Source organism: Pseudonocardia sp. DxW (genome assembly GCF_058448985.1).
On the sequence record NZ_JBZFLK010000008.1, the window covers coordinates 97,617 to 123,169 of the forward strand.

The following is a 25,553-nucleotide window of genomic DNA, read 5'->3' on the forward strand; positions in this document are numbered from 1 at the left end:
GCGGCGAGGAACTGCTCGGTCCGGTCCATGGCTCGCGATCGTGCCCGACCGCAGGATCCGGTCGCGGGCGGTCGCCCCGGGACGGGAGGCCGGGGCCCGGCTCAGTACAGGAGGGCCACTACGCCGCCCCGAGGCCGTACCGGGTGGCGTCGGCCGCCCCGAGCGGATCGGTGCGCGCCCACGCGACGTGCAGATCCGGGCGGACGAGGACGGCGCCGCTGTCCGCGCCCAGCAGCGTCCGCAGCACGCCCGCGGGATCGTCGTGGTCACCGCCGGGACCGACGGTGATCGTGGTGTCGACGGGAACCTCGGCCCAACGGTCGTCGCGGGGGCCGAGGACGACCAGCGCCGGACCGCGACCGACCAGGTCGTGCAGGCGTACCTCGCCGCCGGCGGCCGGGCGCAGGACCGGGTCGGGCAGCCGCACCCCGGCGGAGCGCTCATCGGGGTCCAGGAGCGGGGAGGCGGGGAGGGGCAGGTCCAGCATGGCCATGTCGCGCAGCCACCTGCGGCGCGCCGGGCGGACACGCAGGGCGAGGCCCATCAGGCCGACGACGGCGGCGCGCACCGGTCGCGGTGCCTGGATCCCGATCCGGGTCAGGCCGCTGACCCGCCGGGAGACGGAGCCGACGACTGCACGGCGCTCGACGTCGTAGGACTCCAGCAGCCGGTCGGTCCCGCCGCCGCCGAGACACGCCGCCAGTTTCCAGGCGAGGTTGTGGGCGTCCTGCACCCCCGCGTTCATGCCCTGGCCGTTGGCGGGCGGGAAGGCGTGCGCGGCATCGCCCGCCAGCAGCACGCGGCCCCGCCGGTACCGGGGGCTGGACCGCCGCTGGAACCGGAACCGCGCGGCCCACAGCACCTCCGCGTCACCGGGACCGAGTACCTCCGCGGCGCGGCGCCGGACTTCCCCGTCCAGCACCTCCGCACCGGGATCGGGCGTTCCCGGCTCGACGCGGACGATCCGCCAGAGGGTGGGCGCGAGCCGCTGCGCGGCAGTGATGCCGTGGCGTCCGTTGTGGAACCGCGGCCACGGCAGGCCGTCCCGTTCGTCGATGACCCGGATGTCCGCGAGCAGCGGCCGCAGCGGGAAGGTGATCCCCTCGAACGGCAGCCCGAGCGCGTCCCGGACGACGCTTCCGGTGCCGTCGCACCCGACGACGTAGGACGCGCGGACGCGGCGGGTGCCCGCCGGGTCCCGTACGAGGACGTCGACCCCGTCGTCTCCCGGTTCGACACCGGTCACCTCGGTCGCGAACCGCAGGTCACAGCGACCCGACCGGACGACCGCGTCGGCGAGGACGCGCTCGGTCCGGCCCTGCTCGAGGAACAGTATGCCGGCGTCGGCCGCCTCGTCGTCGAGCTCTTTGAACCCGAATGTGAACAGGGGGCGGCGCCCGGCCGCGCCGCGGTACATCGGCAACGACCGCCGCAGGGTGCCCTCCTCGAACAGCCGGTCGGCGACCCCCCACTGGCGGAAGACCTCCAGCGTACGGACATGGATCGCGGGCGCCCGGGACTGGGTGTTGGTCGTCGGCTTCAGCTCGAACAGCACCGAGCTGACACCGTGCCGGGCCAGGCCGAGCGCCAGGGCCAGCCCCACCGGGCCACCACCGACGATCACGACCGGGGCCGGCCCACCCGTGCTCGGGTCACCGCGGTCCGACATGGTGGACCTCCCTGCTCGCCCGTTGAAGTACCTTACTTTCTGGATGGTAACATACCTTCTAGAAGGTTGGATTCCAGCGGGCGTAGGGTCGCGCGGCGACAGGACCGGCGGGGAGAGGGGCGTGCAGGTGACGGCAGGTGAGCCCCGGCGGCGCGACGGGCGCAGCACCGGGACACGCGAGCGAATCGACGACGTCGCGCTGGAGCTGTTCACCCGGCGCGGCTTCGCCGGCACGACCCTGCAGGACATCGCCGACGAGCTGGGCCTCACCAAGGCGGCGATCTACCACCACCACCGCTCCCGGGACGCGCTGGTGCGCAGCCTCGTGCAACCCGCCGTCGACGCGGTGGAGGAGTTCTTCGCCAGGGCCGGGTCCGAAGACCTGCGGCCCCGGGAGCTGCTGGAGCAGTTCTTCGACCTCAACCACGCCCACCGGCGCGTCTTCGCCGCGCTCACGGCCGACCCGACCGGGCTGGCGAGCGCCGACGCGCACGGACTGGTCGGGCGCCTCGCGGTGCTGGCCCAACGGCGGCTTGTGGGCTCCGACCCCTCGCCCGACCAGCGGATCAGGGCAGTGATCGCGGTCAACGGGCTGAGCCGCTGCGCGACCCTGCTGACCGACATCGACCACGACGAGCTGCGGAGCCGGACCGTCGGCGCCGCGCTGGAGCTGGTGGCGGGCGCCGAGGGTTGACGGCCCGGCGGGACGCTGCGCCGCCCGTCGAAGTGACTTGACCTCGACCTGGGTTCAGCGTCGAGGATCCTCACCATGGGTACGAGTGCCACGGCCCGCTGGGCCTACCTGTTCGAGCACCCCGACGCCGACCCGGCGCGCGACCGGATGGTCCTCGACTCCGGCGGGGTCCGATCCCTGATCGTCGCGATCCCCGGCACGTCCGCGGCCCGCGAGGTCGCGGCCGGGCTGGTCCGCGACGAGGGGGTCGGGCTGATCGAGTTGTGCGGCGGCTTCGGCAGTGCCGAGGTCGCCGCGGTCTCGGCCGCGATCGGGGACGCCGCACAGGTCGCCGTCGGGCACGTCGTGTTCGGCGTCGACCAGCTCGCCGCGGCCGCCGCCTACGCCGCATCCGCCTCGGCCTGAACGCGCGCCCGGCCCGCCGGACACCCGGTGCGGTCCATCGGATCGCGAATCCCGCCGGAGCCCGGTGCCCGATCCGGCCGGCACCGGGCGAGCGGCGCTGCCCGAATCCCGGTGCAGCCGAGCACCGGGCGGGCTGGCGTCGGCCCGTCCGACCAACCCCGGAGTGTGGGTCCCTGACCGTCCTGCCGCGATCGACGCCCGTCGATCACACGTCGCATCGTCACATCCACCTCGACGTGAGGCAGGAGATCGGACAGTCCCCAGTGTGGAGAACGCGCCGGACGGGGCCGCGCGCATCTGCGCCCGGCGCAGACCGACCTCTGCCGGCTGGCCGTGCAGCAGTCCCGCGGACGGCCGGACCTGGAGCCGGGCGCTCCTGGACGGCTACTGCGGCGATCCGCAGGAGCCGCGGTCCTGGCGCCGGGAGCTGCTGGCCGCGGTCGACACCGTGGCGTGGGCGTTCCGGGTCGGCGATGCGCCGTTCGAGCGCGAGGGCTCCGCATGGTGGCAGAGGCGCTCGACCCGCCCGGCGCGGCGGGGGTCTGAGCGCGCCTCGCCGGCCCGCCGCCCATGATGAGAGCCGCTCACCGGCCACCCCCTCCGGCGGCGCGGACCGGGTCGAGGAGGCCTCGTCCCGGCCGCTCGACCGGAACCCGCGCCGCGTTCCGCGGACGTGGCGGCCGGGATCAGCGCCGCCGCGATCTGCACCGGGCCGGCTGTCGCGGCGACGTCGGCACGGCCGTCGTGGCGGCTCCGCCGAGCGGGTGCGACCGGGATGCCGGGCACCGGGGCCCGGCCCGGGCACGTCGACCGCGCAAACCGCTCGGCCTTCCACCCGATCCCGGCTACCGTCCCGGCCACCGACCACCCCGGGGAGCTGAGTTCATGACCGTCCTGCCGCGATCGGCCTCCGCCGATCACACGTCGCACCACACCGTTCCCACCGACGTGAGGCAGTACAGAACTGATGACGGACCAGACGGATCTCCCTCCTAGCATCGTCGTCCGCGAGTCCGGCTCGCGGATCATCAACCCGCTCGACCACGGCAAGCTCGCCACCCTCGGCCGCGCCCTGCGGCTGCCGCCGGGCAGCACCGTGCTCGATCTCGCCTGCGGCAAGGGCGAGATGCTCTGCACCTGGGCGCGCGACCTGGGGTTCACCGGCACCGGTGTGGACCTGAGCAGCGCGTTCGTCGCCGACGCCCGGGCCAGGGCCGCCGAGCTCGGCGTCGCCGGCCGGGTCCGCTTCACCCACGGCGACGCCGCCGGGCACGTCGCCGAGCGGCCGGTCGATCTCGCCGCCTGCATCGGCGCCACCTGGATCGGCGGCGGTGACAGCTGGCGGAGCCGGTTCGACGGGACGCTCGCCCTGCTGGAACGCAGTCTGCGCCCCGGCGGGATGCTGCTGGTCGGCGAGGTGTTCTGGCGGCGCACGCCGCCGGACGAGGAGACCGTGGCGGCCTGCCACGCCGCCGCCCCGGACGACTTCGCCGAGCTGCCCGCGCTGCTCGACCGCATCGACGAGCTCGGGTTCGACCCGGTCGAGGCGGTGCTCGCCGATCCGGACAGCTGGGACCGCTACACCGCACCGCAGTGGCTGGCGACCCGCCGGTGGCTCGACGCCCATCCCGGCGACGCACTCGCCGACGGGCTGCGGGCCGATCTGCGCGCGTCGCCCCGCGGGCACCTGCTGTACCAGCGGGAGTACCTGGGCTGGGGCGTTTTCGCGCTGATGCGTCGCTGAGGTGCGGATACCCTCCCGGGGTGCACGCGCTCCCCCGGCTCACCCCGCGGCAGCGCGCGCTGCTCGGCGCCCGGTTCCCGGGCGCCGGGCTCGTCCGCGACCACAGCTGGGGCGTGGTCGGCACGACCGTGCTGCAGCTGCGGCACGCGGGCCGCGATCTCGCGGTGAAGGCCGGGGACGACGCCGACACCCACATCGCCCGCGAGCTGCGCGCGCACCGCGGATGGACCGGCGCGCTGCGCGGGTCCGCGCCCGAGCTCGTGTACGCCGACGCGGACGCGAAGCTGCTGGTCACCGGATGGCTGCCGGGCGAGCTCGCGCAGGGCCGTCCCGCCGAGCAGGAGCCCGGCACCTACCGGCAGGCGGGCGCCCTGCTCGCCCGGCTGCACGGGCAGGCCGGGACCGTCGACGACGGCTACGAGGCCCGCATGCGGGACCGGGCGCTGCGGCAGCTGGCCGGCCCGCACCGGATCGGCCCGGGCACCGAGGCCCGGCTGCGCGCCGAGATCGCGACCTGGCCGGACGGGCCGGCCACACTCGTCCCCACCCACGGCGACTGGCAGCCGCGCAACTGGCTGGTGCACCACGGCACCGTCTCCGTGATCGACTTCGGGCGGGCGGACCTGCGCCCGGCGCACACCGATCTGTGCCGGCTCGCCGTGCAGCAGTTCCGCGACCGGCCGGAGCTGGAGCGGGCGTTCCTCGACGGCTACGGCGACGACCCGCGCACCGGGTCCGCCTGGCGCCGCGAGCTGCTGCGCGAGGCGATCGGGACCGCGGTGTGGGCGCACCGGGTCGGCGACGAGCGGTTCGAGCGCCAGGGGCACCGGATGGTGGCCGAGGCGCTCGATCCGCCGGTCAGCCGCCCGCGGCCTGCAGGCCCCCGGCCGGAAGACGGTCCGCGCCCCAGCTCCGCTCGATGTAGCCGGTGATCCGCTCGATGTCGGCGGCCGGGACCCGCTCGGGCTCGCCGCGCTCCAGCGGATCGACGTGGAAGATGTAGAGCCGCGACGCGAACTGGTCGAACGGCAGCGACGCCTCGCCGAACCGCTCGCCGTTGCCCGCCGTCCCGACGACGACGCCGTCGCCCCAGTCCTGCCCGCTGTCGTTGTTCGGGTTGTAGAAGTACACCCGCATCACGTCCTGCGGGTCGGGGGCGACGCGCAGGATGGTGATCGCGTGCCAGCCCACGTAGCGGGCGGCACTGTCGGTGACGGCGACGCCGGCCGGCTGCGGGTGGATCAGCGGCTGCCCCCCGTTGTACGACGGGTGGTAGCCGGCGTGGAAGGTCCGCAGGAAGTCGTCGAGGTCGATCAGGTTCCCCGTCTCGACGTCGACGTTGATGTGGAAGCCGCGGGCGGCCCACCAGCCGTGGAACTCGGGGTTCACCCAGCGGTGCGGGTCGCCCGGCCGGCCGGCGCAGCGCCGCCCCATCTCGGCGTAGATCCGGTCCAGGTGCGGCACGACCAGCAGCGACACCGGGTCGAGGTCGATCGGCATCGCCGTCGCGACCCCGCTGAGGCTCTCCTGCGAGGAGATCGGCTGCCCCTCGAAGTGCATGATGATCTCGTCGTCGCGGGCCGCCCAGACGACCATCTGCAGCAGGTAGTCCGGGTCGTTGTAGGCCCACATCGACAGCGCCCGCGCCGACTGGCAGGTCGGGTTGTCGCCCTGCCCGATGCCCAGCGGCTGGCCGAGCATCGACAGCACCCCGGCGAGCAGCCGGGCCTCCGGCTCGGGCTCGGTGCCGAACGCCTCGGTGAGCCGCTCGTGCGCGATCGGCGCCAGCTCCAGCGCGATCTGGCGCCACAGCGCGGGCACCACCGGCGGCTCGTACAGGATGCCGCGGTCGAGCAGCAGCGCGAGCCCGTAGATGCACTGCGCGGTCTGCGGGGTGACCGCGACCTCGATCAGCCGGTGCACCAGGTCGCGGTAGCGGAGCAGGCAGTTCTTGCCGGTGTCGGACAGTCCGAGCGCCTCGGCGATCAGGTAGTCGCTCTCGTGCCGCAGGAACTGCAGCAGCTCGGCGTGGTACGACGACACCAGGCCGGTGTCGTGCATCGCCCGCGCGAACCCGGACGCCTCGTACTGCAGGCCGCCGGTGTCCATCGCCTCCAGCCGGGACCGGAAGACCTCCAGGCCCGGGTCCTCGCGGCAGGCCTCGGTCGTCCCGAACAGGCTGGTGACCAGCCGGTCGATCCCGTTTCCCGACGACGTGCCGAGATCGACGTCCGGGTCGCCGCGGTAGACCGCGATCCGGGTGAGCAGCGACTTCACCTGGTCGACCTGGATGGGCCGCTGGCGCAGGATCCGCCAGATCTCGTCGACCAGCTTGTCCAGCACGCTGTCGTAGCCGATCTCCTCGGCGACGTGCCGGAACAGGTCCCGGATGAGCTGCGCGGTCCGGCCCTGCCGGGTCCGCTCCGCCTCGCTCGGCGGCGTGAACAGCAGCTCCAGGTTCATCGCGAGCACCTGGGACAGGAACTCGTGGGCGTCCTCGGCGGACATCGTGGGGTGCACGTACTCGCCGCGGGCCACCGCCAGCATGCGCAGCTCGCTGGTCGCCTCCATGACGACCGTGTCGGCGTCCCCGGAGTGCAGCCCCGGCCCGACGAACGACGGGACCAGGATCTCCGGCGACGCCCAGTCGGTGCCGAGGAACAGCCCGGCCTCCTCGAGGGCCTGCGCACGGGCCTGGACCCCGGCGGCACCGCCCGGCTGCAGCAGCACGCGCCGCAGCTGCTCGAGGACCCGCCGGAGCTTCGTGGGCTTGCCGAAGTCGGGGGTCTGGGCCAGGGCCAGGGTGGCGTCGTCGAGCGAGGCCAGGCGCTTGTCCAGCACCGTGGCCCCGCCCGGGACGTCGGCGATCGGTTTCAAAGGCTTCCTCAGACGTAGAAGTCGAGTTCTTCCTGCTTCTTCAACAGCTCACGCATGCGGTACGGGTCGTCGCCGAAGAAGTACAGCAGACCCCAGTGGGTGCCGAAGGCGGTCCGCTTGGTGACGGTCTCCTCCAGCGGGGCCGAGAGGTCGTGCGACTCGTAGTAGTCGTCGTCCTCGGTCTCCTCCGGGATCTGCAGGTCGCTGACGACCCGCCGCCGCGGGTAGACACCGAAGCAGCCGGCGACGCCCGACGCGTCCTCGACCTCCTTCGGGAAGAAGGCGTCGATCTCCTCCTCGGTGGTCTTCGGGTCGAAGGCCAGCACGAGAGCCTGGTACGCGTTGAACCCGTATGCCCGCTCCAGCAGCTCGAAAACCTTGAAGCCGGGCGGCCGGTAGGCGACCTCGCCGAAGTACATCTCGCCGTCGGAGGTGACGAAGTACTCCGGGTGCACGAACCCGAACTCGATGTCGAAGGTCTTGATCAGCTTCTCGATCTGGGCGGTGATCGCCGGCCGGTACCGCTCCAGCTCGGGGGTGGCCGGGACGAACACGGAGTAGCCGAGCGTGACGTACTCCGAGATGTTCAGGAACTTGATCTTGCCCTTGTGCACCCACGCCTCGACGGCGAACTCCCAGCCGTCCAGGTGCGACTCCATCAGGACCGGGAACTCCTCGTCCGGGATGGTGTCGACCTCGTCCGGCGTGCGGATCACCCGGTGCCCGAGGCAGCCGGCCTTGTCGAACGCCTTGAGGTGGATCGGGTCGTTCGGGTCACCGTCGAGCTTGAGCAGCGTCTGGTTGACCCGCTTGAGGAAGCGGATGACGTCGTCGCGGTCGTGGGCCTCCTCGAAGATCCCGACCCGGATGCCGCCCAGCTGGGCCCGGCGCTTCATCAGCGCCTTGTCCCGCAGCAGCATCGCCTGACCGAACAGACGCGGATTGTCGAGCAGCACCGAATTGATCGCGCCGGCCCATTCGACGGTTTCCTCGAACAGCGGGATCGCGACGTCGACCTGCATTTCCTGCAGGGTCTCGGCGATCTCCATCGAACGGTCGTTGAGCCGCTCGAAGTTCCAGGGCACGTACGGGATGTCGTGCTCCTGGCAGTACTCCTCGGCCCAGTCCGGGGCGACGACGACGTACCTGCGGTCGAACCGGGCCAGCGCCTCGACCGCGTTCAGACTCCAGCCGAGGAGCGCCACGAAACCCTTTTCTGGATTCTTTCCGACCGGCTCGGCCTGAGGCATACAGCAATTCCTCCCAGTTCAGCGAATTCACGTCCACATATTTCGATCGCCCCGACCATACCTGGCACCGGATTTTCTCGTGGATCGTGGCGTCGCTCAGGGGCGGCCGGCCCGCTCCTCGGCGCACCGCACGAGCCGCCGCAGCCGGCCCGCGACGGTGTCCTTCGACAGCGGCGGATCGGCCAGCGTGCCGAGCCGGGACAGCGACAGCGTGGCGTGCTCGATCCGCAGCAGCCCGGCGGCGCGAAGCAGCGGCGGGGCGTCCGGCCCCAGCACGTCGAGGGCCCACCGGACCCGGGCCGCGGTCCGGTCGGCGGCCTCCGCGCTGCGCCGCGCGTTCACCGTCTCCAGCATCGGGTTCGGCGCGGCCGAGGGCTCCCGCTCCGGGACCCGGGCGCAGCGCAGCAGCAGGTCGGCGACGCCGGGCGCCCCGGTCGCGCGCAGCAGCGCGTCGATGCTGCCGGGATCGCGGATCAGCACCCGGTGCCCGCCCGCGGTCTCCTGCCCGGTGGCGAGCGCGCCGAGCGCGCGGGCGGCGCCGACCAGCGCGAGCACGACGGCCGGCCCCGGGCAGGTGACCAGCAGCCGGACCCGGCCCGACGAGCGGGCGATCCGGCCGCGGGCGAGCAGCGCGCCGCGCCAGATCCCGGCCGCGACGGTCGCCCCGCCGGCGACGACGGCGGGCGGGAGCCCGTGCACCGGCCGGCCGAGCCGGTCCACCAGCCCGGTCGCCCTGGCCAGGTCGGAGCCCCTCGACGTCATCCTGACGAGATAGCGCTGGGGGCGGCCGCCCGCGGTCACCACGTCGCCGCGGCCGCAGGTGCGGCCGTAGAGCTCGGTCAGGTCCCGGCGCAGCCGGACGGCGGGCTCGGGGGTGTCGAACTCGGCACGGACGACGGTGCGGCCGCCCGCCGTGGTCACCTCGCCGGCCAGCCGCAGCTGGGTGGCGACGCCGGCGTGCCGGACCGCCGGCCGGTCGTCGCGGACCGTACCGAGCTCGCGGTGCAGCTCCGCCGTGAGGCGCTCGGGATCGAACACAGGCCCTCCTGCGGGTGCGCACGAGGGCGGGGTGGGATCACACGTCCCCCGAGGGTGATCCCACCCCGCCGGCCGGACGGGGCGGTGGGACAGCCCCGTCGTGGTCGTGGTCAGGCCCCGTCGGGGGCGGCGTGCATCGGACAGCGCGGATCGACGCACGGGTCCTCGACCGTGCCCGAGCGGTACGCGGCGTTGGCCAGCACCGAACACAGGCAGCCGCGGGCCTTCGCCCGCGGTCCGCCCGGCGACAGGTCGTCCGGACCGCCCGGTTTCGGACGTTCCGCCTCCCGGTCGCTCGTCCCCTCGATCATGGATCCCCCTCCGCACGCGATGCGCCGGCCTCCCGCGCGGGAGGAGCGAGCGCATGTACACGCAGTAATCAACCGGCTTGCGATAGTTGCGCACCGTGCCGACCGGGCGGGAGATTACTCTATACGCGGAGTAACGACTATTTCGGACCACTGGCCGTTGGGAGGGGTGCATCCGGGTCGAGCACCAGGCCGTGCTGGCGCGCGATGCCGTCGATCTGCGCCCAGATCAGCACCGTCAGGTGCTCGGTGACCACGTCCCGCTTCATCGTCCGGTGCACCAGCCACCACTCCGCGGTCGCCTGGACCGCGCCGACCAGCGACTGCCCCCACACCTGGACCAGCTCGGGCTCCTCGAACCCGAGCGAGCCCAGGTAGTCGGCCAGCAGCCCGGTCAGCGCGCCGGAGACGAACTCCCGGCCGGCGTCGACGACGTCGCCGCCCTGACCCGGCAGCCGCCGCCGGAACAGCAGATGGACGTTCGGCGAGTCGTCGAGGAACCCGACGAACGCGCCGACCGACGCCCGGATCCGCGGCCGGATCGCGCCGTCGTCGTAGAGGGCCGGCATCAGCCGTTCCATCAGCAGGTTCGTCGCCCGCTCGGCCATCGCGTCCAGCAGCGCCGCCCGGTCCCCGAAGTGCCGGTAGATCACCGGCTTGGTCACCCCGGCCTCCAGCGCCACCTGGTCCAGGCCCAGGTCCCGGCCCTCCCGGCCCAGCACCAGCAGCGCCGCGTCCACCACCTGCTCCCGCCGGCGGGCGCGATGGGCGTCCCAGCGGGTGCTCCGGCCGTCGGCCGGCCGCTCCGCACCGGGGCCGTTCGCATGGCGATCGGGGGACACGGTCGCGATGATCCTCCTTCGGAGCGGCTCCGCACGCCCCCGGACGGACCCGATCGGGCGCGATCACCGGGAGTGGATCACGTCCCGGGCCCGGGTGCCCACCCGGTCCGGACGGCGGGCCGGCCGCCGACCACGATGCGAGGAGGCGCGATGCGACGGGTGCTCTGCCGGGAGTTCGCCGATCCGGAACGGCTGACCGTCGTCGAGGAGCCGGATCCGGTCCCCGGCCCCGGCGAGGTGCTCGTCGAGGTCGAGGCGGCCGCGGTCAGCTTCGTCGACGGCCTGATCGCCCGCGGCGGCTACCAGCTGCGGCCGCCGCTGCCGTTCACCCCGGGCAGCGCGGTCGCCGGGCGGGCCGGCGGCGACCGGGTGCTCGCGCTGCTGCCCTCGTTCGGCGGGTTCGCCTCGCACCTGCTCGCCGATCCGGACCGGCTGGTGCCGGTGCCGGACGGGGTGGACCCCCGGATCGCCGCGTCGTCGGCGGAGAACTACGGCACCATCGCGTTCGCCCTGCAGCACCGGGTCGCCGTCCGGCCCGGCGAGTGGGTCGTCGTGCTCGGCGCGGCCGGCGCGATCGGGCTGGCCGCCGTCGACTGCGCCCGGGCCGCCGGGGCCCAGGTGCTCGCCGTCGCCTCCGACGACGCGAAGCGGGCCGCCGCGCTCGCCGCGGGCGCGCAGGCCGCCACCGGGTACGACGACCTGAAGACCGCGATCCGCGAGCACACCGGCGGCGGCGCGGACGTCGTCGTCGACCCGGTCGGCGGCCCGGCCGCCGAGGCCGCGCTGCGCGCGCTGGGGCCCGGCGGGCGGTTCTGCGTGCTCGGCTTCACCTCCGGGGAGATCCCACGGCTGCCGGCCAACGTGGTGCTGCTGCGCAACCGGACCGTGGTCGGCGTCGACTGGGGCGACTGGTCGCGCTCCGACCCGGCCGCCGCCCGCGACCTGGCCGCCGACGTGCTGCGCCGGATCGCCGCCGGCGAGCTGCACCCGCCGGAGCCGGCCGGGCTCCCGCTCACCGGGGCCGGCACCGCGACCGCGCCCACGCCGAGCGCACCGCCGTCGGGAAGTACGTGCTGGTCCCCTGATCCCGGCGGGTCCGCACCTGGCCGGGACCGGGTACCCGCGGGCATCATGGACGTGGTGAACGAACCGGTGCATCCCGACCAGGTCCGGATCTCCGACGCCGACCGGCAGGCGATGGCCGACCGGCTGCGCACCGCGCACGACGACGGCTTCATCGACCTCACCGAGTTCGACGAGCGGATCGCCGAGGTGTGGCGGATGCGCACCCGCGGCGAGCTGGGCCGGGTCACCCGCGACCTGCCCCCGCCGCAGCGCCGGCGCAACGACGGGCTGGTCTTCGCCGACTCGCCCGGCGGCGTCGCGATGAAGGTGCTGGCCGTCATCTGGCTGTGCCTGACCGCGGTGGCCGTGTCCGGCTGGGGGATCGTCGCGCTCACCGCCGGCGTCGAGTACCCGTGGTTCCTGTGGGTGTCCGGCCCGCCCGGGGCGGTCCTGCTGACGCTGTGGCTGACCGGGGCCGGCCGGCCCCGGCGCGGCGACCGGTAGACGATCCGACCGTCCACCGCCGGATGAACGGCCGGTGTACGGACGTTCATCCGGACCCGATACGTTTCCGATCATGGGACACCGCGAGGAGCTGCTGGACGGGGCCGCGCAGTGCCTCTACGAGAAGGGCTTCGGCCGCACGACCGCCCGCGACGTGGTCGCCGCGTCGGGTACGAACCTCGCCTCCATCGGCTACCACTTCGGGTCCAAGGACGCGCTGCTCGTCGAGGCGCTGCTGCGCGCCACCGCCGCCTGGGGCGAGGAGCTGGACCGGGCGCTGGCCGAGCCCGGGCCCGAGCCGGGTCATCCGGACCGGGTCGAGAGCACCTGGAGCCGGGTGGTCGGGCTGTTCACCACCCAGCGCCGGCTGTGGTCCACCCACGTCGAGGCGCTCGCCCAGGCGGAGCGGCTGCCCGAGCTGCGGGCCCGGCTCGCCGAGGCCCAGCGCGAGGTGCGCGAGGGCCTGGCGCTGACCTTCCACACGGTGTCCGAGGAGGACCCGGCGGCCGCCGACCGGCGGGTGCACGTGCTCGGCGCCGTCTACCAGGCGCTGCTCACCGGCGTGATGGTGCAGTGGCTGCTCGATCCCGACACCGCGCCGACCGGCGCCGACATCGCCGAGGGCCTGCGCGCCATCGCCGAGCGCGCCGACGAGCTGGTCTGACCCGCACCGGCCACCCGGCCGCTCAGTGCCGGGGCTGCACCCGGCCGATGATCGTCCCGCCGCGGTCCTCGCCGGGCTCGGTGACCCGCACCGACAGCGTGCCGAGCGCGATGAACCGGACCGTCACGGTGCCGCCCGCCGTCACGTCGACCCGGCGCCCCTGCTCGGGGATCAGCACCCGGCGGGCCACGTCGCTGCCGACGGTGAGCACCACCGTCGTCCCGCGCGGGACGATCACCGTCGGTACCGCCTCGACCGGCTCGGTGGAGCGGTGGTCGAACCGGACGGGGGTCATCCCGTCGGCGCCGGCGGTCGCGACCGTCGTCGGCCCGGCCGGCCCCGCACCGGCCACCGGCACGCCGCAGGCCGTGGTCGCGACCAGCACCCCGGCGAGCATCAACCCGGCCGCCCTCCGCATGACCCCATGCTGCCGCAAGGGGCGTTGCGACCCCCTCCCGGCACACCCGATCGTGGCGTTCGGCACCATCGCGTGGTGACCTCCCATCCCGCCGCTCCGGTCCCCGCGACCCTCTTCGACGACGAGCGCGAACAGCGCTGGCGTTCCCGGTTCACCGCGGTGCGGATGTCGAGGCCGTCCTGGGCGGAGGACGCGCCGGACCGCACCGTCTACGTCTCCAACGCGACCGGCACCTTCGAGATCCACGCCTGGGACCGCGGCACCGGTGAGCACCGGCAGGTGACCGACCGCCGCAACGGCACGACGTCAGCGGTGCTGCCGCCGGACGGCGCGCAGGTGTGGTGGTTCGCCGACACCGACGGCGACGAGTTCGGGCACTGGGTCACCCAGCCCTACGACGCCGTGCCCGGCGCACCCACCGGGCCCGCCGTGCCCGGGGCCGGCGACGGCTACCCGGCCGGACTGCAGATCGGGCGGCGCCGGACCGCGGTCGGCGTCTCCACCGACGACGGCACCACCCTGCTCGTGGACGAGCGCGGCGCCGCCGACGACGCCCGGATCGTCTACCGGCACACCGAGGACGCCGCCGTCGGCGCGCTGTCCGAGGACGAGACGCTGCTCGCGATCTCGCACTCCGAGCACGGCGACTCCCGGCACCCGTCGCTGCGGGTGCTCGATCTCGACAGCGGGAACACCGTCGCCGAGCTGCACGACGGCCCCGGCCGCGGCCTGGACGCGCTGGAGTTCTCGCCGGTCGCCGGGGACCAGCGGCTGCTCGTCGGGCACGAGCGCCGAGGCCGCGACGAGCTGCTGATCTGGAACCCGGTCACCGGCGAGGTCACCGAGCTCGCGATCGACCTGCCGGGTGAGCTCGTCGGCGGCTTCTACCCGGACGCCTCGGCGCTGCTGGTCGCGCACACGCACGCCGCCCGCACCCGGCTGCACCGTTACGAGCTGGCCGGCGGCGAGCTCACCGATCTGCCCACGGCGCCCGGCTGCGTCGGTTCCGCCGACGTCCGCCGGGACGGCTCGGTCGAGTACTCGTCGTCGTCGGCGGCGACCCCGTCGCAGATCCGGGTGCTGCGCCCGGACGGCACCGACGACGTGCTCCTCACCCCGCCGGGCGAGCGCCCGCCGGGTTCGCTGCCGGTCCGCGACGTGTGGGCCGACGGGCCGGGCGGCGCGGTGCACGCGCTGGTCACGGTCGCCCCCGGGACCGGCGGGCGTCCGGCACCTGCGGTGTTCGTGCTGCACGGCGGCCCGCACGCGGCCGACGAGGACCGGTTCGACGCCGGCCGGGCGACCTGGGTGGACGCCGGGTTCACCGTCGTCGAGGTCAACTACCGCGGCTCCACCGGCTACGGCTCGGCGTGGCGGGACGCGATCGAGGGGCGGCCCGGGCTGACCGAGCTCGCCGACGTCGCCGCGGTGCAGGACGCGCTGGTCGCCGACGGCACCGTCGATCCGGACCGGTGCGCCGTCGACGGCTGGTCCTGGGGCGGCTACCTGGCGCTGCTGGCCGCCGGGACCCAGCCGCAGCGGTGGGCGGCGGCCGTCGCCGGGGTGCCGGTGGCCGACTACGTCGTCGCCTACGCCGACGAGATGGAGCAGCTGCGCGCGTTCGACCGGGCGCTGTTCGGCGGGTCCCCGGACGAGCTGCCCGACCTCTACCGGGAGACGTCGCCGCTGACCTACGTCGACGACGTCCGGGTGCCGGTGCTGGTGCTGGCCGGCGAGAACGACCCGCGCTGCCCGATCCGGCAGATCGACAACTACCTCGACGCGCTGGCCGCCCGGGCCGCCCGCGGCGAGCCGGTCGCCTACGAGGTCAGCCGGTTCGACGCCGGGCACGGCTCGCTGGTCGTCTCCGACCAGCTGGACCTGATCGCCACCGAGGTCGACTTCGTCCGGCGCGCGCTCGGCTGATCCGGGCGTCCCGGGGGCGCCGCTGCGGGCGCTCCCGGGACCCGGATCACGACCGGGCGTCGAGCAGGGACAGCACGTTCTCCGGCGGCCTGCCCAGCACCGCCCGGTCACCGGAGCGCACCAGCGGACGCTCGATCAGCCGCGGCTCGGCGGCCAGCGCGTCGAGCAGGGTGTCCCGGTCGGCCTCCGTGAGACCCTGCTCGCGGAACGCCGGCTCGCCGGTCCGGGTGAGCGCCAGCGGGTCGTCCGTCCCGAGCTCGGCGAGCGCCCGCTCCAGCTCGTCCCGCGACGGCGGGTCGTCCAGGTAGCGGCGGACCACCGGTTCGACGCCGTGCTCCTGCAGCAGCGCGAGGGTGGCGCGGCTCTTCGAACAGCGCGGGTTGTGCCAGATCTCCACGACCCGAGCCTAGGAGGCGCGCACCGCCTGCTCGATCCGGTCGCCGATGTCCTTGTCGACGTTGCGCCAGTACTCGAACGCGCGCTGCAGGATCGGCTCGGACACGCCGTCGGCCAGGTGCCCGGCGACGTTGTTCACGAACCGCTCGCGGGCCGCGTCGTCGAACACCTCGCGGACCATCGTCCCGGCCTGGCCCCAGTCGTCGTCCTGCTCGTGCAGCACGTTCGCGGTGCGGACCATGTCGCCGTCGGCGTGCCAGAGCGCCTCGGCGACCCGCTTCGGGTCGGCCTCCGGCCCGCCGTAGGAGTTCGGCGCGTAGATCGGGTCACGCGAGTTCGTGATCCGCATCGCGCCGTCCTTGGCGTAGTTGTTCACCTCCGAGCGCGGCGCGTTGACCGGGATCTGCTTGTAGTTCACGCCGAGCCGGGCGCGGTGCGCGTCGGCGTAGGAGAAGCCGCGGGCCAGCAGCATCCGGTCCGGGGACAGGCCGGTCCCGGGCACCAGGTTGTTCGGCTCGAACGCGGCCTGCTCCATCTCCGCGTGGTAGTCCTCGACGTTCCGGTCCAGGGTGAGCGTCCCGACCTTGATCAGCGGGTAGTCCGCGTGCGGCCACACCTTGGTCAGGTCGAACGGGTTGAACCGGTAGGTCTTCGCGTCGGCGAACGGCATGACCTGCACGTGCAGCGTCCAGGACGGGTGGTTCCCGGCCTCGATCTGGTCGTAGAGGTCGCGCTGGTGGTAGTCGGCGTCGGCACCGGCGAGGTGGTCGGCCTCCTCCTGGGTCAGGCACTCGACGCCCTGGTCGGTCTTGAAGTGGTACTTCACCCAGAACAGCTCGCCCGCGGCGTTGATCCAGCTGTAGGTGTGGCTGGAGTAGCCGTTCATGTGCCGCCAGGTCTTCGGGACGCCCCGGTCCCCCATCAGCCAGGTGACCTGGTGCGCCGACTCCGGGGACAGCGTCCAGAAGTCCCACTGCATGTCGTGGTCGCGCAGGTTGTTCGCGACCCGGCGCTTCTGCGAGCGGATGAAGTGCTGGAACTTCATCGGATCGCGGACGAAGAACACCGGCGTGTTGTTGCCGACCATGTCCCAGACGCCCTCGTCGGTCCACAGCTTCAGCGAGAACCCGCGCGGGTCGCGCCAGGTGTCCGGGCTGCCCCGCTCACCGGCCACGGTGGAGAACCGGATGACGCCGCGGGTCTCCGCGCCGGGCTGCAGGAAGCCGGCCCGGGTGTAGGCGCTGACGTCCTCGGTGGTCTCGAACCTCAGGAACGCGCCGCCGCCCTTGGCGTGCGGCTGGCGCTCCGGGATGCGCTCCCGGTTGAAGTTCGCCATCTGCTCGATCAGGTAGTGGTCGTTCAGCAGGAGCGGACCGTCCTGGCCGACGGTCAGCGAGTGCTCGTCACTGGCGACCGGGCTGCCGGAATCGGTGGTGGTCGGCTTGGGCTGCGAGCTGGTCACTGCCGGGCCTCCTCGTGGTGAGTGGTGCGTCCCCGGCTGGTTTCCCGTGCCCCCCCAAACCAAACAAGTGCCCGCCGGAAACCGCTGGACGGCACGACGCAGGATGGACGGGTGCCCGACGCCGCCCACACCACCGGACCGCCGCGCGCCGGGCTCGGCGCCTTCGCCGACCTCCTGCGCCATCCCGGCGTCCGCGCGGTCACTGCGATCGGGATGGCCGCCCGGATCCCGGCGACGGCCGTGTCGGTCACCCTGACCCTGCACACCGTGCTGACCCTCGGCCACGGCTTCGCCGCCGCCGGGCTGGTCGCAGCGGCCGTCCCGACCGGGATGGCGATCGGCGCCCCGCTGCTCGGCTCGGTCATCGACCGGTACGGGCTGCGCCCGGTGCTGCTGCTGACGATGACCTCCGGGGTGGCGTTCTGGTCGGTCGCCCCGCTGCTCGGCTACGCCGGGCTGCTGGGTGCCGCCTTCGTCGCCGGGGTGCTGACGCTGCCGGTGTTCTCGCTGGTGCGGCAGGTGATCGCGGCGATCGTGCCGGCCGGGCGGCGCCGCCCGGCGTTCGCGCTGGACGCGATGTCGGTCGAGATCTCGTACATGACCGGCCCGGCGGCCGGGTCGCTGCTGACGCTGTGGCTGGGCAGCGCGGTCGCGATGCGGGTGGTCGGTGCCGGTTTCGTGCTCGCCGGGCTGGCCCTGTGGTGGCTGAACCCGCCGGTCCGGTCGGACGGCCGCGCCCCCGGCCGGGAACGACGGCCACCGGTGCGGAGCTGGCTGACCCGCCCGCTGGTCGGCGCGCTGCTCACCGTGTCCGCGGCGGTGCTCGCGATCATGGGCACCGAGTTCGCGTTCATCGCGACGCTCACCGACGCCGGTCAGGTGTGGGCGATCCCGGTCGTGCTGGCCGGGTGGGGCCTGGCGTCGCTGGTCGGCGGCTTCGTCCACGGCGCCGCCCGGCGCGCCGTCCCGCTGCCGCTGCTGCTGGCCGTGCTGGGCCTGGCGACGCTGCCTGCCGCGCTGGCCTGGTCGTGGTGGAGCCTGCTGTTCCTGCTGGTACCCGCCGGCCTGGTGACCGCGCCGACGCTGGCCGCCGGCAGCGACGCGATCGGCGGGCTCGCCCCGGACCGGGTCCGCGGGCTGGTCACCGGGCTGCAGGGCTCGGCGACGATGATCGGGGTCGCCGTCGCCGGGCCGCTGTCCGGGTTCCTGGTCGACGTGGCCTCCCCCGCCGTCGCGATCGTCGTGTGCGGGTCGGTCGCGACCGTGCTCGCCGGTGTCGCCGGGCTGCTGATGCGCGGCGGTGGACGATCCGCCGCCGGGACCGGACGGCCGGGCGGGGACGGCGAACGGCCGATCGCGCAAGCCGGTGGCTGAGAGGCTCCACAGGCGATCGGCGCATCACACCGCCGATCCCGGCGGCGGCACCTCCGGCTCGGGCAGACTTGACTCTCGTGAGCGCGCCGCCCCACCCCGACGCCGAGACCCAGCCGATCCGCCGCGAACGGCCCCGCCGCCGGGTCGGCGCAGTCCGCTGGGCGTTCGCGCTGCTGCTCGCCGCTGGGGCGGCCCTCGCGGTCCTGCCCGACCAGGTCGGCCTGGACACCCGCTCGCCGTTCGCACAGGTCATCGCGTTCCGCCCGCTGATGGTGGCCGGGCTGCTGGTGCTCGTCGTGCTGGGCGCACTGATCACCGTGTTCGCCCGCCGGTTCTGGCCGGTGCCGGTGGCGCTGGCGGTGGTGGCGCTGATCGGCGCCGCGCTCGTGCTGCCGCGCACCGTCCCGGTCACGACGACGCCCACGGCCGGCGGGCCGACGTTGAAGGTGCTCGCGGCCAACGTGTACGAGGGCCGGGCCGACGCCGACTCGCTCGCCGCGCTGATCGAGGCCGAGGACCCGGACGTGGTCTCGATCCCCGAGTCCGGCGCGAACTACGAGTCCGAGCTGGCGCCGCTGCTGGAACCGATGGGCTACCGGACCGCCGCCAGCGTCGGGCCGTGGGAGCGCGACGTCACCGGCAACACGGTGGTCTGGGCCGACCGGCTCGGTGACGTGCGGACCCGGATCGGCGAGGACACCCGGTTCCCGTACGTGGAGATCACCGGCGGCGGGCTCGGCGAGCTGCGCTTCGTGGCCTTCCACTCGGTCGCCCCGGTGCCGCGCTCGGTCGCGACCTGGCGGTCCGACCTGTCCGAGGTGCAGAAGTGGTGCTCCAGCGGGTCCCCGGCGATCATCGCCGGCGACTTCAACGCCACCCTCGACCACTCGGTCTTCCGGGACACCATCGCCGGCTGCGGCGACGCCGCGGCGCAGACCGGCAACGGGCTGGCCGGCACCTGGCCGACCTGGGCGCCGCAGTGGCTGGGCCCGCAGATCGACCACGTCCTCGCGACCGCACCGATCACCGCGGAGTCGTTCGAGACGCGGCTGGTGCCGGGCTCGGACCACCGCGCGATCGTCGCGACGCTGCGGCTGCCGGCGTCCTGAGCGGGCGGAACGGCGACGGCCGCCGCCCCGGGATGCGGGGCGGCGGCCGTCGTCGTCGTGCTGCCGTGCGCGGGAATCAGCCCGCGGCGGCGACCGCCTCGGCGACCTCGTAGGTGTTCAGCGCGGCGCCCTTGCGCAGGTTGTCGCCGCAGACGAACAGCTCCAGGGTGTTCGGGAAGTCCAGCGACTGCCGGATCCGGCCCACCACGGTCGGGTCCCCGCCGACGGCGTCGGCCGGGGTCGGCCACTCGCCTGCGGCTGGGTCGTCCTTCACCACGATCGTCGGCTGCGCGGACAGCACCTTGCGGGCCGCCTCGACCGGCACGTCGCGGGAGAAGGTCGCGTGGATCGCCAGCGCGTGCGTGGTGACCACCGGGACGCGCACGCAGGTCGCGGAGACCTTCAGGTCCGGGATGCCGAGGATCTTGCGGGACTCGTTGCGGACCTTCAGCTCCTCGGACGACCAGCCGTCGTCCTTCAGCGAGCCGGCCCAGGGGACGACGTTCAGCGCCAGCGGCGCCGGGAACGGGGAGCCGTCGCCGACCGGGACGCCCGCCGCCTTCAGCGCGTCGGCGACGTCGCCGGAGACGCTCCCGACCTGCTTGCCGGCCAGCGCCTCGATCTCGGCGTAGAGCTGGTCGACGCCGGGCTGGCCGGCGCCGGAGGCGGCCTGGTACGAGGAGACGACGAGCGCCTCCAGGCCGAACTCGCGGTGCAGCGCGCCCATCGCCGCCATCATCGACAGCGTCGTGCAGTTCGGGTTCGCGATGATGCCCTTCGGGCGCTCGGTCACCTTGTCGGCGTTGACCTCGGGCACGACGAGCGGGACGTCGGGATCCATCCGGAACGCACCGGAGTTGTCGACCGCGACCGCGCCGCGGGCCGCTGCGACCGGCGCCCACTCGGCGCTGATCTCGTCCGGGACGTCGAACATGGCGATGTCGACGCCGTCGAACACCTCGGGCTTGAGCTCGAGGACGGTGACGTCCTCGCCGCGCACCTGCAGCACCTTGCCGGCGCTGCGGGCCGAGGCGATCAGCCGGACCTCGCCCCACGGCACCGACTCGCGGGAGCCGATGATGTCGATCATGGTCGTGCCGACGGCGCCGGTGGCGCCGACCAGCGCGAGAACGGGCTTGTTCATGGCCATCTCAGCTCACCGGCCCGTTCCCGCGGCGACCACCGCGTCGTCCTCGGCGCCCAGCCCGAACGCCTCGTGCAGCGCCTGCACCGCGTCGTCCAGCTGGTCCGACCGGCAGATGACCGAGATCCGGATCTCGGAGGTGTTCATCGTCTCGATGTTGATCCCGGCGTTGGACAGCGCCTCGCAGAACGTCGCGGTGACGCCCGGGTGGTTGCGCATGCCGGCGCCGACCAGCGACACCTTGCCGATGTCGTTGTCGTAGATCAGCTCGGAGAAGCCGATCTCGCCCTTCGCGCGCTCCAGCGCCGCGACGGCGGTGTCGCCGTCGGTGCGGGGCAGCGAGAACGTGATGTCGGTCTTCTTGTCCGACACGTTGGAGATGTTCTGCAGCACCATGTCGATGTTGATCTCCGCGTCGGCGACCGTGCGGAAGATCTTCGCCGCCATGCCGGGGGTGTCCGGCACGCCGGTGACGGTGATCTTGCCCTCGGACCGGTCGTGCGCGACGCCGGTGATGATCGGATTCTCCAACGGGATCTCCTCGATCGAGCCGGAGACCAGCGTGCCCGGCTTGTCGTTGTAGGAACTGCGCACCCGCAACGGCACGCCGTAGCGGCGGGCGTACTCGACGGCGCGAAGGTGCAGCACCTTCGCGCCGGAGGCGGCGAGCTCGAGCATCTCCTCGTAGGTGACGGTCTCGAGCAGGCTGGCCCGGGGGACGATCCGGGGATCGGCCGAGTAGACGCCGTCGACGTCGGAGTAGATCTCGCAGACGTCGGCGTTCAGCGCCGCGGCCAGCGCGACGGCGGTCGTGTCCGATCCGCCGCGGCCCAGCGTGGTGATGTCCTTGGAGTCGGCGCTCATCCCCTGGAAGCCGGCGACGAGCACGATGTAGCCCTCGTCCAGGGCCTCGCGGAGCCGGTACGGGTTCACCTCGGTGATCCGCGCGTCACCGTGCCGCGAGGTGGTCAGCATCCCGGCCTGGGAGCCGGTGAACGACCGCGCCTCGGCCCCGAGGGAGTGGATGGCCATGGCCACCAGCGCGTTCGAGATGCGCTCACCCGCGGTGAGGAGCATGTCCATCTCGCGGGCCGGGGGTTTCGGGGAGATCTGCTCGGCGAGGTCGGTCAGTTCGTCGGTGGTGTCCCCCATGGCGGACACGACGACGACGACGTCGTGTCCCTCCTTGCGGGTACGGACGATCCGCTCGGCGACCTTCTTGATGCGCTCTGCGCTCTCGACCGACGATCCGCCGTACTTCTGCACGACGAGGGCCACGCCGACCTCCTGTCCTGGCTCCGCTTCTCGAAGCCGTCGGGTGCTCTCTTCGGCCGCGGGCGAGCGTGGGTGGAACGCCCGCGGCGCTGGTCGGAAAGGCACACTACCGGCGGACGGCATCCGATTTCAGGCTCTGACCGGCCGTCGATGACTCAGGACACACGGGCGTGTCACCGGCGCGCCCGTCCGGTATCCCGCAGCGCGCGCGGCCACGGATGATGATGCCCCGCCCGGCCCACCGGGCGGGGCCGTCAGGCGGCCCGCCCGGACTGGCGGAGCCGGTGCCTGCGGACCGCGTCGGTGTTGCCGCAGCGGGCACTGCAGTAGCGCTGCCTGCCGTTGCGCGACACATCGGCGAAGATCCGGTCGCAGCCCGGCGCGGCGCATCGGCCGAGCCGGTCCATCCCCCGGGTCGCCAGGTGCGTCGCGGTGCCGATCGCGATCAGCGCGTGCAGCACCGCGGCCAGCCCCAGGCCGTCGTCGCGGTGGTGCAGGTGCCAGTGCCCGTCGTGGTCGGTCAGCCGCGGGGGGCCGGCCCCCTCGGCGAGCAGCGCGTTCAGCAGCTCCGCCCGCGCACCGGCCGCCGGCGCGTCGACCACCTCGGCCCAGCGGGCCAGGAAGGCCGTGACGGCGCCGAGATCAGCCGGCTGCGGCGTCCACTCCCGGGCCAGCCCCGCGGCGACGCAGCGGTCGGCGAGCTCGGCCACCGACGACGGCGGGTCGTTCGCCAGGTCGGCGGCCAGCAGCACCGGATCGCGGCCGTAAGGGTTGATGTGCACCAAGCCATTACAGCAGGGTCGGACGGGTGAGCACACCCCTGGATCACGAGTGGGAGACGGTGTCCCGGCACCGCACGTCGGACGGGACCGTCCGCTACCGGCGGTGCCGGTGCGGCGCATGGCGGATCGAGCCGGGCGGCGACGTGCCGCCGGCGGTCGTGCTGCCGGGTCAGACCCGGCGCAGCAGCCGGACGACGACGGTCGTCAGCACCAGCCAGAGGACCGCGGCGACGCCGTAGTTCAGGGTCACCGCCAGCTTCGGCTGCTCGGGCGTGAACAGGTCGCCCAGGCCCAGGTTGAACTGCGCGGCCCAGCCCGCGACGAACTCGGTGAGGAAGTTCGCCGGGTTCGCGTCGAGCAGCGTCAGGACGATGTGGGCGACCAGGATGCCGACGATCACCAGCCCGACCACGCGCACGATCGTCGCGATGATGCCGAGCCCCTGTCGCAGGGTCGTTCCCACGGTTGCCGCCATCGCACACCTCTCCCGTCGTGACGGACGCCATGGTCCCATCCGGGCGCCCTCGCCACCCCTTCAACGACGCGGGCGGCGGCCGGTTGTGATCTCTTCGTTGCGACCGCACATCGCCCCGGCCGAGATCCGCCCGAGATCCACCCGGTCACCGGGTTGCCGCGCAACGGGGGTACCGGGCTACGGTGGACGCATGGCGCGCCTGCTCCTTCGCCGCCGCGGCGGGGTCTGACCGACCGGCCCCTCGTCGCGGGGTCTCGCGTGTCCGCCGGTCGCCACGGCCGTCCGGCGAACACAGCGACATCGCCACACTGCGACACATCAGGAGCACCTTCCCGTGACCACGTCTCCCGACGCCTTCGAGTCCCGCGCCCGCAGCAACGTCCGCACCCCGCAGGGCGCACCGCACGACGGGCAGCCCGCGTGGAACCGCCAGCGCGGCTCACAGCTGCCGTTCCACCGGTACAAGCCGTTCCATCAGCTGGTCGAGCCGGTCTCGCTGCCCGACCGCACCTGGCCGGACAAGGTGATCGACACCGCGCCGCTGTGGTGCGCGGTGGACCTGCGCGACGGCAACCAGGCGCTGATCGACCCGATGAGCCCGCTGCGCAAGCGGCGCATGTTCGACCTGCTGGTACGCATGGGCTACAAGCAGATCGAGGTCGGCTTCCCGGCGGCGAGCCAGACCGACTTCGACTTCGTCCGGGAGATCATCGAGCAGGGTGCGATCCCGGACGACGTGCAGATCCAGGTCCTCACCCAGGCGCGGCCGGAGCTGATCGAGCGCACCTTCGCGGCCTGTGAGGGCGCGCACTCGGCGATCGTCCACCTCTACAACTCGACCTCGATCCTGCAGCGCCGGGTGGTGTTCCGGTCCGACCGCCCGGGCATCACCAAGATCGCCACCGACGGCGCGGAGCACGTCCGGCGGATCGCCGAGAAGTACCCGAGCACGGACTGGACGTTCCAGTACTCGCCGGAGTCCTACACCGGCACCGAGCTGGAGTACGCGGTCGAGATCTGCGACGCGGTCAGCGCGGTCTGGGAGCCGACGCCGGAGCACCCGATGATCGTCAACCTGCCCGCGACGGTGGAGATGGCGACCCCGAACGTCTACGCCGACTCCATCGAGTGGATGCACCGCCGGCTGGCCCGCCGCGACGCGCTGGTGCTCTCGCTGCACCCGCACAACGACCGCGGCTCCGGCATCGCCGCCGCCGAGCTGGGCTACCAGGCGGGCGCCGACCGGATCGAGGGCTGCCTGTTCGGCAACGGCGAGCGCACCGGCAACGTCGACCTGGTCGCGCTCGGGATGAACCTGTTCACCCAGGGCGTCGACCCGCAGATCGACTTCTCCGACATCGACGAGATCCGGCGCACCGTCGAGTACTGCAACCAGCTGCCGGTGCCCGAGCGCCACCCGTGGGGCGGCGACCTCGTGTACACGGCGTTCTCCGGCTCGCACCAGGACGCGATCAACAAGGGCTTCGCGGCCATGCAGGCCGACGCCGCCGAGGCCGGCCGGCCGGTCGACGACCACCCGTGGGAGGTGCCCTACCTGCCCGTCGACCCGCGCGACATCGGCCGCACGTACGAGGCCGTGATCCGGGTGAACTCGCAGTCCGGCAAGGGCGGCATCGCCTACATCATGAAGACCGAGCACCAGATGGACCTGCCGCGCCGGCTGCAGATCGAGTTCAGCCACGTCATCCAGGCCTACACCGACACCGAGGGCGGCGAGGTCGAGCCGAAGGCCATGCGCGACGCGTTCGACGTCGAGTACCTGGGCCGGGAGACGCCGCTCAAGCTGGTCCGGCACCGGATCACCAGCGACGGCGAGGGCCGGGACGAGATCGTCGCGACCGTCCGGGTGGAGTCCGACCTGCACGAGATCACCGGCTCCGGCAACGGCCCGATCGCCGCGTTCGTCGACGCGCTGGCCGGGATCGGGTTCGACGTCCGGGTGCTCGACTACCACGAGCACGCGATGGGCGGCGGGGACGACGCCCGCGCCGCCGCCTACGTCGAGTGCGCCGTCGAGGAGAAGGTGTTCTGGGGCGTCGGGATCGACAGCTCGATCACCAGCGCCAGCCTGAAGGCCGTGGTCAGCGCGATCAACCGCGCGCTGCGCTGAG

General features: G+C 73.6%; 24 protein-coding genes. 11 read left to right on the plus strand and 13 right to left on the minus strand.

The genetic code is table 11. The features are described from left to right. Window positions 1–118: 118 nt before the first annotated feature. Window positions 119–1,669, minus strand: coding sequence for an FAD-dependent monooxygenase (locus ACVJO7_RS14395; RefSeq protein ID WP_491673291.1), 1,551 nt, complete (start codon window positions 1,667–1,669; stop codon window positions 119–121). Between the two features lie 121 nt (window positions 1,670–1,790). Here ACVJO7_RS14395 and ACVJO7_RS14400 point away from each other — a divergent pair, with 121 nt between their 5' ends. The 5 genes from ACVJO7_RS14400 to ACVJO7_RS14420 all read left to right on the plus strand — a co-directional run bounded on the left by ACVJO7_RS14400 (window position 1,791) and on the right by ACVJO7_RS14420 (window position 5,444). Beyond that, window positions 1,791–2,363 (plus strand): TetR/AcrR family transcriptional regulator, encoded by a 573-nt coding sequence (locus tag ACVJO7_RS14400; protein ID WP_491673292.1) that lies wholly within the window; start codon window positions 1,791–1,793, stop codon window positions 2,361–2,363. Window positions 2,364–2,438: 75 nt separating this feature from the next. Further along, a complete protein-coding gene (locus ACVJO7_RS14405; protein WP_491673293.1) occupies window positions 2,439–2,768 on the plus strand; it encodes a DUF6506 family protein in 330 nt (109 codons plus the stop codon). A 265-nt stretch (window positions 2,769–3,033) separates the two neighbouring features. Beyond that, window positions 3,034–3,342 carry a hypothetical protein gene (locus ACVJO7_RS14410; protein WP_491673294.1) on the plus strand — a complete coding sequence of 103 codons (309 nt, stop codon included), beginning with the start codon at window positions 3,034–3,036 and terminating at the stop codon, window positions 3,340–3,342. A gap of 393 nt (window positions 3,343–3,735) precedes the next feature. Continuing rightward, window positions 3,736–4,512 (plus strand): SAM-dependent methyltransferase, encoded by a 777-nt coding sequence (locus ACVJO7_RS14415; RefSeq protein WP_491673295.1) that lies wholly within the window; start codon window positions 3,736–3,738, stop codon window positions 4,510–4,512. Window positions 4,513–4,532: 20 nt separating this feature from the next. Next, entirely contained in the window at window positions 4,533–5,444 is a 912-nt protein-coding gene (locus ACVJO7_RS14420; protein WP_491673296.1) for a phosphotransferase family protein, read from the plus strand. Here ACVJO7_RS14420 and ACVJO7_RS14425 read toward each other — a convergent pair. From ACVJO7_RS14425 to ACVJO7_RS14445, 5 genes are all read right to left on the minus strand, one after another. Continuing rightward, on the minus strand, window positions 5,371–7,389 hold the full coding sequence (locus ACVJO7_RS14425; RefSeq protein ID WP_491673297.1) for a hypothetical protein: 2,019 nt from the start codon (window positions 7,387–7,389) through the stop codon (window positions 5,371–5,373). The two genes, ACVJO7_RS14420 and ACVJO7_RS14425, sit on opposite strands and share 74 nt — an antisense overlap. Before the next feature lie 8 nt (window positions 7,390–7,397). Beyond that, window positions 7,398–8,639 carry an ATP-grasp domain-containing protein gene (locus tag ACVJO7_RS14430; RefSeq protein WP_344023256.1) on the minus strand — a complete coding sequence of 414 codons (1,242 nt, stop codon included), beginning with the start codon at window positions 8,637–8,639 and terminating at the stop codon, window positions 7,398–7,400. 96 nt (window positions 8,640–8,735) lie between these two features. Next, window positions 8,736–9,677: a DNA-binding protein WhiA gene (gene whiA / locus ACVJO7_RS14435; RefSeq protein ID WP_491673298.1), complete on the minus strand. Its 942-nt coding sequence runs from the start codon at window positions 9,675–9,677 to the stop codon at window positions 8,736–8,738. A 110-nt stretch (window positions 9,678–9,787) separates the two neighbouring features. Then, window positions 9,788–9,988, minus strand: coding sequence for a hypothetical protein (locus ACVJO7_RS14440; RefSeq protein ID WP_491673299.1), 201 nt, complete (start codon window positions 9,986–9,988; stop codon window positions 9,788–9,790). A 137-nt stretch (window positions 9,989–10,125) separates the two neighbouring features. Beyond that, window positions 10,126–10,827: a TetR family transcriptional regulator gene (locus ACVJO7_RS14445; RefSeq protein ID WP_344023250.1), complete on the minus strand. Its 702-nt coding sequence runs from the start codon at window positions 10,825–10,827 to the stop codon at window positions 10,126–10,128. A 150-nt stretch (window positions 10,828–10,977) separates the two neighbouring features. Between ACVJO7_RS14445 and ACVJO7_RS14450 the strand changes: the two genes are divergently transcribed. Together ACVJO7_RS14450 and ACVJO7_RS14455 are read left to right on the plus strand one after the other, a co-directional pair. Further along, window positions 10,978–12,396, plus strand: coding sequence for a zinc-binding dehydrogenase (locus ACVJO7_RS14450; protein WP_491673300.1), 1,419 nt, complete (start codon window positions 10,978–10,980; stop codon window positions 12,394–12,396). 73 nt (window positions 12,397–12,469) lie between these two features. Next, a complete protein-coding gene (locus ACVJO7_RS14455; RefSeq protein ID WP_344023244.1) occupies window positions 12,470–13,060 on the plus strand; it encodes a TetR/AcrR family transcriptional regulator in 591 nt (196 codons plus the stop codon). Between the two features lie 22 nt (window positions 13,061–13,082). Here ACVJO7_RS14455 and ACVJO7_RS14460 read toward each other — a convergent pair whose 3' ends face one another. Next, the gene (locus ACVJO7_RS14460; RefSeq protein WP_344023242.1) at window positions 13,083–13,478 is read right to left on the minus strand and encodes a hypothetical protein; all 396 of its coding nucleotides are present in this window, start codon (window positions 13,476–13,478) and stop codon (window positions 13,083–13,085) included. Window positions 13,479–13,553: 75 nt separating this feature from the next. Between ACVJO7_RS14460 and ACVJO7_RS14465 the strand changes: the two genes are divergently transcribed. After that, the gene (locus tag ACVJO7_RS14465) at window positions 13,554–15,404 is read left to right on the plus strand and encodes a S9 family peptidase (protein ID WP_491673301.1); all 1,851 of its coding nucleotides are present in this window, start codon (window positions 13,554–13,556) and stop codon (window positions 15,402–15,404) included. A 46-nt stretch (window positions 15,405–15,450) separates the two neighbouring features. Here the strand turns inward: ACVJO7_RS14465 and arsC are convergent, their stop codons facing one another. Both arsC and ACVJO7_RS14475 read right to left on the minus strand, forming a co-directional pair. Then, a complete protein-coding gene (arsC, locus tag ACVJO7_RS14470) occupies window positions 15,451–15,801 on the minus strand; it encodes an arsenate reductase (glutaredoxin) (RefSeq protein ID WP_491673302.1) in 351 nt (116 codons plus the stop codon). Window positions 15,802–15,810: 9 nt separating this feature from the next. Beyond that, entirely contained in the window at window positions 15,811–17,262 is a 1,452-nt protein-coding gene (locus ACVJO7_RS14475) for a catalase (RefSeq protein ID WP_491673303.1), read from the minus strand. 111 nt (window positions 17,263–17,373) lie between these two features. On the opposite strand from ACVJO7_RS14475, the gene ACVJO7_RS14480 reads away from it, so the two are divergent. Both ACVJO7_RS14480 and ACVJO7_RS14485 read left to right on the plus strand, forming a co-directional pair. Then, a complete protein-coding gene (locus ACVJO7_RS14480) occupies window positions 17,374–18,636 on the plus strand; it encodes an MFS transporter (protein ID WP_491673304.1) in 1,263 nt (420 codons plus the stop codon). 77 nt (window positions 18,637–18,713) lie between these two features. Next, on the plus strand, window positions 18,714–19,745 hold the full coding sequence (locus ACVJO7_RS14485) for an endonuclease/exonuclease/phosphatase family protein (protein ID WP_491673305.1): 1,032 nt from the start codon (window positions 18,714–18,716) through the stop codon (window positions 19,743–19,745). Window positions 19,746–19,821: 76 nt separating this feature from the next. Here ACVJO7_RS14485 and ACVJO7_RS14490 read toward each other — a convergent pair whose 3' ends face one another. The 4 genes from ACVJO7_RS14490 to ACVJO7_RS14505 form a co-directional block, all read right to left on the minus strand. Next, complete coding sequence (locus ACVJO7_RS14490; RefSeq protein WP_491673306.1) at window positions 19,822–20,895, minus strand: aspartate-semialdehyde dehydrogenase; 1,074 nt, start codon at window positions 20,893–20,895, stop codon at window positions 19,822–19,824. Window positions 20,896–20,901: 6 nt separating this feature from the next. Then, window positions 20,902–22,167 (minus strand): aspartate kinase, encoded by a 1,266-nt coding sequence (locus ACVJO7_RS14495; RefSeq protein WP_344023226.1) that lies wholly within the window; start codon window positions 22,165–22,167, stop codon window positions 20,902–20,904. A 251-nt stretch (window positions 22,168–22,418) separates the two neighbouring features. Next, window positions 22,419–22,946: a CGNR zinc finger domain-containing protein gene (locus ACVJO7_RS14500; protein WP_491673307.1), complete on the minus strand. Its 528-nt coding sequence runs from the start codon at window positions 22,944–22,946 to the stop codon at window positions 22,419–22,421. Between the two features lie 169 nt (window positions 22,947–23,115). Then, window positions 23,116–23,421 carry a hypothetical protein gene (locus tag ACVJO7_RS14505; protein ID WP_344023222.1) on the minus strand — a complete coding sequence of 102 codons (306 nt, stop codon included), beginning with the start codon at window positions 23,419–23,421 and terminating at the stop codon, window positions 23,116–23,118. Window positions 23,422–23,755: 334 nt separating this feature from the next. On the opposite strand from ACVJO7_RS14505, the gene leuA reads away from it, so the two are divergent. Next, window positions 23,756–25,552, plus strand: a complete 1,797-nt coding sequence (leuA, locus tag ACVJO7_RS14510) for a 2-isopropylmalate synthase (protein WP_358480610.1) — start codon at window positions 23,756–23,758, stop codon at window positions 25,550–25,552. The last annotated feature ends 1 nt before the right edge of the window (window position 25,553 follow it).